The organism is Psychrobacter sp. T6-1 (assembly GCF_052258445.1).
Genome location: NZ_JBQQFC010000109.1, coordinates 1 through 7,603 on the forward strand (window position 1 = coordinate 1; position 7,603 = coordinate 7,603).

A 7,603-nucleotide genomic window follows, 5' to 3' on the forward strand; every position below is an offset into this window, starting at 1 on the left:
GATATGAAATCTTTTGTTACATGAGTAGATTTTGAGCAATATTTATGTCCATGAATGGCCTTTTTTAATTAAAAAAAACGCACTCCGAAGAATGTATCTTTTGATAACTTATGATAAACCTTGATAACACTACAACCCTTTAATATTAAAGGCTTTGACGGTATTATATAACCTGTGATAACCTGAGTTAATCGCTAAAAACAGTCAGTAAATGGCTACCAAAGTGGCTACCAAAAAAACAGGTGATAAGAACATGGCTAAAAAAGAGATAACTACCGACACCCAGATCAAGCGAGCTATCAAAGAAACTGTTCAAGCCGATACAAAAGCCAGTTATCCGATAGCAGGTTATAAAGGCTTAGAAGTGCGTATAAGACCGCATAAAGATAGTACAAGCGCTACAGTCGATTTTAGACACCGCTACACCCACCCTATCACTGCTAAACGCCCTTATATGACATTGGGACAATATCCAGCGTTAAGCCTTGCCGATGCTCGCCAACATTACAGCGACAACATGCAGTTACTCGCAAAGTCTATTGACCCGTTAGAGCATAGAGATCAAGAAAAGCAAAAAGAGCTTGCTGAACGTAAAAACACCTTAAACCACTTCATTAATGAATGGCGTGATGTTCAAGCCAGCAAACACTTAAACCCTACCACGTACAAAAAGAATGAAGTTATATTAAAGCTGATAGATAACAAACTAGGTCAAATGAAAGTCACTGACATAACGCCTAGTGTCGTTATTAAGTTTGTTACTGATATTCAAAAGACGCATGTTGCAAAGGGTTTAAAGACAAGAACCATATTAAAGAGCATTTTACAAATTGCTAAAGCTCATATGATTATTGAGTACAACCCAGCAAGCGATCTACAAGGTACGCTAAAAACGCATACTGTCAAACATAGCCCAGCATTAAGTAATGATGTGCATACCTTCGCCGAACTGTTAAACGATATTGACCAGTTAGAAGATGCAAACCAACTTTATAACAAAAGTATCTTACAGCTATTAGCACTTACCTTTGTCCGTATTGGTGACGCTTGTACTATGAAGTGGGCAGATATTGACTTGAACGCTAAGCAATGGGTTTTTGAGCCGCAAAAAAGCAGAGGACGCGGCGACATGATGGCAAGTATGGTTATACCATTAGCACCGCAAGCCATAGCTATACTTGAGCGTATGCAACCGCTTACAGGTGATAGTGAGTATGTATTTCATAACACTAGACGCAAAGCAGCGCCATATCATCATAAGCAAGAAATTAACAAGGTAATGAACAGTGATCTTATGAATGATGGTAAAGGCTACAAAGGTATTCATACACCCCACGGTTTTAGAGCAAGCGCTAAAACTATGCTAATGGAGCGACTAGGCTATGATGAATTGATAACCGAGCTCGCACTAGGTCATACCATGCTTAATCAGTATGGTAGAGCTTATAGTCGTTTTAATTTTTTAGATAACAGAACCAAAATGATGACCGACTGGGCAAACTACCTAGACAATATCAAAGCTGGCAAGTTTGATAATATTATTCATGCTGATTTTAAGAGTCATAAAAATATAAAACATGGCTGATGTTGCACTGACAAAACTGACAAAACCACTTTGACGACTCGATGTTGTCATAACAAATTGCAAGGCTAGGATTGATCCCCGAACGGCAGCGATTTACACACCTTAAAGCCGCCACCGCCTTGCACCTTATTTTATTAAAAGGTGTGTAAAGGTGTGAGTATGGATATTAAAGAATTAGCAAAAGTAGATGCATTGATAGATGCTGACCTTGTACTTAGTCTTAAATCAGATATTACTAATCGCATGACATACCTGAAGTTATTCATGAAGTCATTCTTAGTTAATTCAGAATACTATTCTAAACTTTATGATTTTAATGCAGATGATTTTTATCAGTGCTACAAGTTAGATGGTTATAGTTGTATCAAAAGCATGATAAACGCCAATGTTTTGGATAGAAGCAACCAAGACAAAGAGCGTTACAATGAATATTTATTATTACTTCTAGCATTGGAGAGTTTGAAGCGGAATAAGTGTAAAGATGCTTTAGAATTATACAAGAATGCCTCTTTATGCGGTACAAATCTCACACCTATTGAAAGGCGAGAGCGTACAGACAAAATAACTTTCACTAATGTAGCGCGTGAAGTATGGAGTTATGATACCTCGCATATTTTAATGCCAGCCCACGTTATAGAAATCTCAAAGCAGATAACTGGTATCAGTCGCTCAGAAAAAACCTTAAAGAGGTGGCTAAATGATGAAATTATCCCCCCTATTGAGATATTAGAAATAATATCAGAAAACAAAATGCCTAGAGGCAAGACAGTAAATAAACAGCGGACACTTTTAATAGAACTAATTTACGATAAGCTAAAAGGTTATTGTAATGAAGCGTAACTATTAACCCTACTATGCTAGCCTGACCCCCTCAAGCTAGAATGACCATCTACCGCCTTATCTATCATAATCCTAATATGACACCTGTTACTAATCATTAACTAACAGGTGATCTTATGACACGAGTCAATCCAACCATCAATAACAGCCATCAAATTAAAGATGAGCAACCAGCCCCACTAAACCCTCAAGGCTATTCACGCATTCAGCCTACAGCCGACCTAATCGGACTACACCACCAAACACTAAGACGCTGGTGGAAAGCTGATAAATTCCCTAAGCCAATTAATATAAACGGTATTCCTATGTTTAGGAATAGCGATATTTTGCGCTTTATTGAAAATCAGCAATCAGTTAGCGAGGGGGTTTAATTATGACTACTACAGCCACCAGCACCGCCCCAGTGACCAACCAGCCAGCACCTAAGACACAGATTGATATTGTTAGAGCACACTTAATGACAGGGGCAACCATAACCACGTGGGACGCATACCGCCTTTATCAAATCACATGCCTAGCACAGCGCATTCATGACCTAAGAACCGCAGGGCTAACCATTCAAAGCGAGATAGTCACGCACAATGACAAGCGTTTTTCGGTCTATTGGCTTGATGAAGCTACCTTATTAGATAGCGAGGTGGCAGATCATGAGTGAAGCCGATTTAATAAATAAAGTCATGGAGAGTCTAAAAGAGCAAGGTTATTTGATGATAACTGATGACTTTATCGACCAGCTCATCATTACCTTACATGCCAACGTAATCACCATCAACAGTCTGATCAAGATAGTAGAAGTAGAAAACAAACTACTAGCTTTAAGCGGTGCGTTACCGACAGGTGATAGGCAAGTAAATTCACTAAAAGAGCTATCCACACGAATAGCAGAAATCGCTTTTAACGTTGAAGGGGTAAGAGATGAGCAAAGATAACAAAGCCAAGTTAAGAGCCGACCACAGCCAATACAGCTACAATCAGCACCCTAAACGCAAGCGCTCGCTAATCGGTTTTATCTCAATAATAGCTTGCTTAGTAATGTTGTTATTAGCCACCTCATGCCAGCCCAAACACCCTCAAACATTCACAAATTTGGAGGTAATAAGTTATGACTGATAACTCAGACAAACCGCAAACCTTTTTTGATGCACAAGTCGCCTTTGCTCAGTCAAAACATGGCAAAGCACAAAAAGCAAAACATAAACACGGTTACCGCTACCGCCAAATCAAACAGGCAGCGACTCAGACGCGAAGTGATGCTAAGGAGTGTAAAGATGATAACCGATAAAAATAACAAAGCCCATGCTATCAGCACAGGCTTGTCACAATTTATAGCAGATTTTAGACTCGCTACATTGGCAGATGTAACAGGTCATGGCACGTTAGAAAGCTTACTAAGTAATGGATCATTAAACTCAGTTATCTATCTAGATAGAGATATTAGCATATTTACAGGAGCGCTGGCAGGAGAAAAGCAGCTCGACACTGCTAACACTATCGGACTGCTAAAAGTTAATAATCAAGCTGAGATTGTCACACTCGCCAGCATACCGCTTGACGATAACGGACGTATCTTTATATCTGATACCGAGATACCAAGCGCCTTTGTCATTGGCTCAATGAGTCGTGATAGTAAGTGGATAGTCATAGCTGATATTGCTGAGGCAGTGCGCTGTTATAACGCTTATCGTAAATTAGGTATTGATATAACGGTACTCACTTGCCTTGTACCGAGCTTGTTTAATCGAACGGTGAAACATTTTGCAGAGGTGCAGCAAGTAACTATCATGACCACTTCACAGCACAAGGCCAAAGTCATAACACCGCTTAAAGGCGTGAATGTTGAAGCCATTATTTGTGAGCATACGCTCATTTATGACGCGCTTGAGTTTGATGCTGATTATGATGACTTAATCGCTGATGCTGAAGTTATCGACTTACAGGCGCTAGGCAAACCAAAGCCCAAGCCAATCAGTCAAACACTGCCACCAGTTAAGACACTCACAAGCGATATAATGCCAAAACTGCTATGGGATTATGCTTCAAACTGTGCTGAGCGCTTGAGCGTACCTATTGAATATGTGCTAATGCCCTTGATGGTATCGTTAGGCAGCTTGATAGGCTCAAAATTGAGCATCTACCCGAAAATGTACGACAACTGGGAAGTAGTACCGAACTTTTATGGTGCAATCATTGGTAACCCATCAAGTAAGAAATCACCGTCATTATCTGATGGATTGAAGCCTATATCGCATTTAGTCGCACTGGCTTCAGACAAGCACAAGGAGGACAAGCTCGAGCATGACACCCAAAAAGAGCTAAACAAGCACATGACAAAGGCAGCTGAGAAGCAGCTCAGTGACCTTGCCAAAAGACTAGCGACCCAAACTGATGACGACGCTGAGATAAGCCAAGATGATCTCAAAGCCAAAGCGCAAGAATTGGCAGAGTCAAAGCAGAGTGATGAGCTGATACCTGAGATCAAACGTTACGTAACTGATGACGGTACGATTGAGAGTATCGGAGAGCTTGAGAGCAAACACAAAAACGGTATGCTGGTAAAGCGTGATGAGCTGACAGGTTGGCTTGCTTCATTAGAGAGTGAAAGCAATCAACAAGCGCGATCATTCTATCTTGAGGGCTTTAATGGTTTAGGTAGCTTTCAAGTCGATAGAATAGGCAGAGGCTCAGTGTTTATCGACACCCATTGTTTATCGGTTATTGGTGGTATTCAGCCTGACAAGCTCGAGTATTACCTATCTAAAACCATGAAAGGGCTAGGCAATGACGGACTTATTCAGCGCTTTCAGTTGATGGTTTACCCCGACCCATTACCAAACAGTAAAGAGCGTGACTTGCCACCTGACAAGCCAAGCCGTGACGCTATCTATAGCTTGTTTGAAACGATTGATAGTATGCAGTTAGGTGACTTTATGCGCTATGGTGCAAACCCGATTGATGACTATCACAAGCGCCCTTATTACCGCTTTACTGATGACGCTTATCAAGTGTTTATGAGTTGGTATGACGCGCTTAAAGTAAGAGCTAGTGACGCTGAGCATAGCATCATAGCTGAGCATCTAATCAAGTATGCTAAAACAGTACCGTCATTAGCATTAGTCTTTCACTTAGTCGATTGTATCGAACATGGTACGTCATTAGGTGCAGTCAACATGAACGCACTTAAAGCAGCGCTAGCATGGTGCGAAGTGTTAGAGAGCCACATGATGAGAATATATAGCACTGTCACCGATAGCGCGAATATCAAAGCCTCTTATTTAGCCGATAAAATAATGAAAATGGTCAAAAAGGGAGCTGACAAAACTGACACAACCGACTGGATCAGTCATGGCTTTACGGCTAGGCAACTGATCCGCAAAGGTTGGAAAGGTTTGACTGATACTGATGATGTACTTAATGCGCTTGAAATATTAGTCGAAAATGACTGGTTAAGCTGGCAGGAGATACCAAGCACAGGGCAGGGAGGCAGACCGACAGAGCGTTACTCTATCAATTCAAGATTGACCGAGATTATATAGTTTTTGTCAGTTATGTCAGTGCAGTATCTAGGCGTTATTTAAAAATAGCGCCTTTTTTATTGTCTGACATTTAGTTTTGTCAGTTTTGTCAGTGCAATATCTAAGGTAATTGTATTATTTATACTGATTAATTAGATACGCTCAGAGTTGAGAATAATTAAGGTTAATATTATTCACGATGATATAATAAAGATGAATTTACCTAATTATTTAGATAATATGCCAGCACTTGCCACTACTCACAGTCTAAACGACTACTTAAAACTACCAATCTCACGTTATCGTGAGCAGCTTAAACAGGGTAACGCTAAATATATCGAAGTCAGCTACACCCACCGCAGCAAGCCCTATCAATACTCTATTCAGCTATCAAAATCAGCTTGTCACTATGGCGGCTATCGTTACTGGTGGCTATGCCCTAAATGCTCGCAGCGTGTCAGTGTTTTATATTGCGCTGGCGTGTATGTATGCCGTCATTGCATTGGTGCTAATTATGGCAGTCAGCTACAACAGCCGATAGATAGAGTGTTTAGCCGTATAGCAGCCATTAGAGCGCGTTTAGGGTGGCAGCAAGGCGTTATTCATGGGATAGGTGCTAAGCCTCGCTACATGCACTCAAAGACGTTTGATAAGTTGGTGACAGAGCATGACCAGCTTAGCGCTCAAGTTTGGCAGCAAACACTAGATAAACTAAATTGCACTCATTGAGGGATTAAATGCGATTACCTGATCTTAACGACTTAATGCAAGATTTACAGCTCGCTAAGCAAATGGCGATAGATGACCACAACCCAAACGCGCTAGTAGTGGCGACCATTGCACAAGCAAAGTTACTAGGACTCGATAAACCCATCAAAGACTTAGCGTCAAACGATAAGCCAGTCGTTTTTAATATTACAGGATTATCACCAGAAGCAGCACTCGCTATTAGCAATGAGTTAGAAGATGAGTATTGAGATGATGAGTAGATTATCGCTAGACGACTTATTAGAGCAGCTAGAACAAGCGCGTCAAATGGCAATAGAGGAACGCAAGCCCACCGCTATGATACAAGCGACGGTTACCACAGCAAAGCTATTAGGTTTTGATAAGCCAGTGATTAAAGACATCAATGCCGATGAGGTGCAGACCATTAGTGATCTTATGAATGACTTGTCAGCTGAGCAAGCATCGATAACCTACAAAGATATTATGAGGTAAAGAATGAATGTGAGTATTAATGATTTAGTGATCGAACTTGATGACGCTAGGTTAATGGCTAAGGCTAACAATCAAGCGTCTGCTATGGTCACCGCTACAATGAGTAAGGCGAAGTTACTAGGGCTAGATAAGGGCGTTACTGATGATACCAACGTGCAGCCTGTAAAGATCGTTATTCGGACGGTGGACGCTCGCAAGCCTGACAGGGTGTGTTAGTTTTTGGACACGTTAGAACCTGACAAGACCTGACATTCAAATTAGATAAAAATGGCTACCAATAGTTAAAATTATAAACAGATGGCTACCAAAGTGGCTACCATTTCAAATATATATAACAATAAATACAATATTATCAGTATCTTACGCAATAAAAAAACGCACTCCGAAGAATGCGTTTTTAATTAAGATTAAGCTAATAGTTTAAAAGCTTACTTTTTATCTTCAT

Annotated in this window: 11 protein-coding genes; all 11 read left to right on the forward strand. The window is 40.5% G+C overall.

Features of this window, described 5'->3' with window-relative positions:
- Window positions 1-223 precede the first annotated feature (223 nt).
- The 11 genes from ACTXGO_RS07515 (at window position 224) to ACTXGO_RS07565 (ending at window position 7,374) form a co-directional block, all read left to right on the forward strand.
- Window positions 224-1,585: a tyrosine-type recombinase/integrase gene (locus ACTXGO_RS07515; RefSeq protein WP_443573918.1), complete on the forward strand. Its 1,362-nt coding sequence runs from the start codon at window positions 224-226 to the stop codon at window positions 1,583-1,585.
- Between the two features lie 159 nt (window positions 1,586-1,744).
- Window positions 1,745-2,425, forward strand: coding sequence for a hypothetical protein (locus tag ACTXGO_RS07520; RefSeq protein ID WP_443541297.1), 681 nt, complete (start codon window positions 1,745-1,747; stop codon window positions 2,423-2,425).
- Between the two features lie 116 nt (window positions 2,426-2,541).
- Window positions 2,542-2,796, forward strand: coding sequence for a helix-turn-helix transcriptional regulator (locus tag ACTXGO_RS07525; protein ID WP_443541296.1), 255 nt, complete (start codon window positions 2,542-2,544; stop codon window positions 2,794-2,796).
- A 2-nt stretch (window positions 2,797-2,798) separates the two neighbouring features.
- Entirely contained in the window at window positions 2,799-3,080 is a 282-nt protein-coding gene (locus tag ACTXGO_RS07530; RefSeq protein ID WP_443541295.1) for a helix-turn-helix domain-containing protein, read from the forward strand.
- Window positions 3,073-3,354: a hypothetical protein gene (locus ACTXGO_RS07535; RefSeq protein ID WP_443541294.1), complete on the forward strand. Its 282-nt coding sequence runs from the start codon at window positions 3,073-3,075 to the stop codon at window positions 3,352-3,354. Before ACTXGO_RS07530 ends, ACTXGO_RS07535 begins: the two co-directional genes overlap by 8 nt.
- A gap of 173 nt (window positions 3,355-3,527) precedes the next feature.
- On the forward strand, window positions 3,528-3,707 hold the full coding sequence (locus tag ACTXGO_RS07540) for a hypothetical protein (protein ID WP_443541293.1): 180 nt from the start codon (window positions 3,528-3,530) through the stop codon (window positions 3,705-3,707).
- The gene (locus ACTXGO_RS07545; protein WP_443541292.1) at window positions 3,694-5,958 is read left to right on the forward strand and encodes a YfjI family protein; all 2,265 of its coding nucleotides are present in this window, start codon (window positions 3,694-3,696) and stop codon (window positions 5,956-5,958) included. Before ACTXGO_RS07540 ends, ACTXGO_RS07545 begins: the two co-directional genes overlap by 14 nt.
- A gap of 192 nt (window positions 5,959-6,150) precedes the next feature.
- Window positions 6,151-6,666, forward strand: coding sequence for a hypothetical protein (locus ACTXGO_RS07550; protein ID WP_443541291.1), 516 nt, complete (start codon window positions 6,151-6,153; stop codon window positions 6,664-6,666).
- An 8-nt stretch (window positions 6,667-6,674) separates the two neighbouring features.
- Entirely contained in the window at window positions 6,675-6,914 is a 240-nt protein-coding gene (locus ACTXGO_RS07555) for a hypothetical protein (RefSeq protein WP_443541290.1), read from the forward strand.
- Entirely contained in the window at window positions 6,904-7,158 is a 255-nt protein-coding gene (locus tag ACTXGO_RS07560; RefSeq protein ID WP_443541289.1) for a hypothetical protein, read from the forward strand. Before ACTXGO_RS07555 ends, ACTXGO_RS07560 begins: the two co-directional genes overlap by 11 nt.
- Window positions 7,159-7,167: 9 nt before the next feature.
- Window positions 7,168-7,374 (forward strand): hypothetical protein, encoded by a 207-nt coding sequence (locus ACTXGO_RS07565; RefSeq protein WP_443541288.1) that lies wholly within the window; start codon window positions 7,168-7,170, stop codon window positions 7,372-7,374.
- The last annotated feature ends 229 nt before the right edge of the window (window positions 7,375-7,603 follow it).

Excerpts from the sequence above, each read along its gene's own strand:
- ACTXGO_RS07560 (WP_443541289.1), top strand. The coding sequence starts at position 6,904 with ATGAGTATTGAGATGATGAGTAGATTATCGCTAGACGACTTATTAGAG.
- ACTXGO_RS07550 (WP_443541291.1), top strand. The coding sequence starts at position 6,151 with ATGAATTTACCTAATTATTTAGATAATATGCCAGCACTTGCCACTACT.
- ACTXGO_RS07520 (WP_443541297.1), top strand. The coding sequence starts at position 1,745 with ATGGATATTAAAGAATTAGCAAAAGTAGATGCATTGATAGATGCTGAC.
- ACTXGO_RS07535 (WP_443541294.1), top strand. The coding sequence starts at position 3,073 with ATGAGTGAAGCCGATTTAATAAATAAAGTCATGGAGAGTCTAAAAGAG.
- ACTXGO_RS07540 (WP_443541293.1), top strand. The coding sequence starts at position 3,528 with ATGACTGATAACTCAGACAAACCGCAAACCTTTTTTGATGCACAAGTC.
- ACTXGO_RS07545 (WP_443541292.1), top strand. The coding sequence starts at position 3,694 with ATGATAACCGATAAAAATAACAAAGCCCATGCTATCAGCACAGGCTTG.
- ACTXGO_RS07530 (WP_443541295.1), top strand. The coding sequence starts at position 2,799 with ATGACTACTACAGCCACCAGCACCGCCCCAGTGACCAACCAGCCAGCA.
- ACTXGO_RS07525 (WP_443541296.1), top strand. The coding sequence starts at position 2,542 with ATGACACGAGTCAATCCAACCATCAATAACAGCCATCAAATTAAAGAT.
- ACTXGO_RS07555 (WP_443541290.1), top strand. The coding sequence starts at position 6,675 with ATGCGATTACCTGATCTTAACGACTTAATGCAAGATTTACAGCTCGCT.